This window comes from Methylobacterium sp. WL103 (assembly GCF_008039885.1).
GTDB lineage: Bacteria > Pseudomonadota > Alphaproteobacteria > Rhizobiales > Beijerinckiaceae > Methylobacterium > Methylobacterium cerastii.
In genome coordinates this window covers 1-1,431 of sequence record NZ_VRUX01000844.1, presented here as the reverse complement: position 1 = coordinate 1,431, position 1,431 = coordinate 1, and the positions used below count along the sequence as shown (strand labels likewise).

Below are 1,431 nucleotides of genomic sequence, written 5' to 3'. Positions count from 1 at the left end.
GTCCGCGATCTAGCACTACCTGGGCACTTTGATGTTAGAGGGCAGCCTGAAGCGCCTTCGGCAGTGTGGGCACAGGACGGGCGGAACGAGGCTGGCGAACAGCTGACCGATGATGGCCTGCCGCACGGCGGGCAGGCTGGGTGACGGCGGCGGCCCCGGAAGACGGGTCGTCATTTTTCCCCCGCCCCGTCCGACGATGTTCGGCGAGGCGGAGGTGCTGCAGGTAGGTGCAGGCGATACACGTCATCAGCGCGTGTCGATGCAGCCCGGTCCAGGACCGTCCCTCGAAATGGTCGAGGCCGAGTTCTTCCTTGAGCTGCTGATGGGCCTGCTCGCAGACCCAGCGCGCCTTGATCGTGCCTGCCAGGGCGCGCCGTGACGTCTCGGCCGGCAGGTTGGACAGATAGTATTTGCGCTCACCCGACGAGCGCCACTCGCCCACGAGCCAGACGTTCGCGCCCGGCAGATGCCGGTTGTTGCCCCAGACCGGACCGTCGCCGGCCCGCACTCGGATGGCGGCGAACCGGGCCGAGAGCTTGCCCTTCGTGCACTGGCGCCACGTCACGCGTCGCCGGGGCAGGTCGGCGAGCACCGCCTCGGCCTCACGCGGCTCCCGGTCCGGCGAGGGCTTGCGGGCGCGCCCCGTCGGCGGCACGAGCCGCACGTCGGCTGCGTAGACCTTCTGGTTCTTCACGATGCCCACCGCCCAGCGCAGGCCCCTTACATCCAGGCCGTGACGGAAGGCGGCGCTGACGCCGTAGCCCGCGTCCGCCAGCACCGTGCCGAAGCGTAGACCGGCGGCCTGCAGGCGATCGAGTTCCGACAGCGCGACTCACCCTTGCTTCGCGGCGTGGTCGTGGCCTCGGGTACGCCGGCCTGCACACATCGTTGCGGATCGCTCGTCCACGCCTCGGGCAGGAACAGGCACAAGCCCACCGGCACGGGCACCTCGCCCTGCGCCAGGGTGAGGGAGACCAGAGACTGGCAGTTGGCCTGCTTGCCCAGCGCACTGCAGTACTGGCGCGCCACCCCGACCGAGCGCGTGCCCTTCTTCGGCAGGGCGGTGTCGTCGATCACCAGGCAGGCATCGGATCCGCCGACCAGCCGATCCGCCTGACGAGCCAGTTCCGTCCAGAGCGGGCGATCGTCCCAGGCTGGGCTGGCGATGAAGTGCTGCAACTGGTCGTGGCCCGATAGCCCGAGCCGTGCCGCCATCGGCTGCAGGCTCTTGCGATCTCCCGGCCCCAGCAGACCCCGGAGGTAGAGCGGTGCCCAAATTCGTCGGGTCTTGCGGCCCATCGCAGCCAAGAACGGCGCCAGCCACGTATCGAGCCCGTCCGTCCCCTCGCGATCCCGATCCATCGCCGCCCCCGAGCCATCCTCGGGCAGACAACGCATCACGACCCTTTAAAGTGCCCAGGTAGTGCTAGG

At 69.3% G+C, this 1,431-nt stretch carries 1 pseudogene; it reads right to left on the bottom strand.

Annotated elements, in window-relative coordinates:
- Positions 1–34 precede the first annotated feature (34 nt).
- Positions 35–1,362: pseudogene (locus tag FV222_RS26000) on the bottom strand (IS701 family transposase).
- Positions 1,363–1,431: the final 69 nt, after the last annotated feature.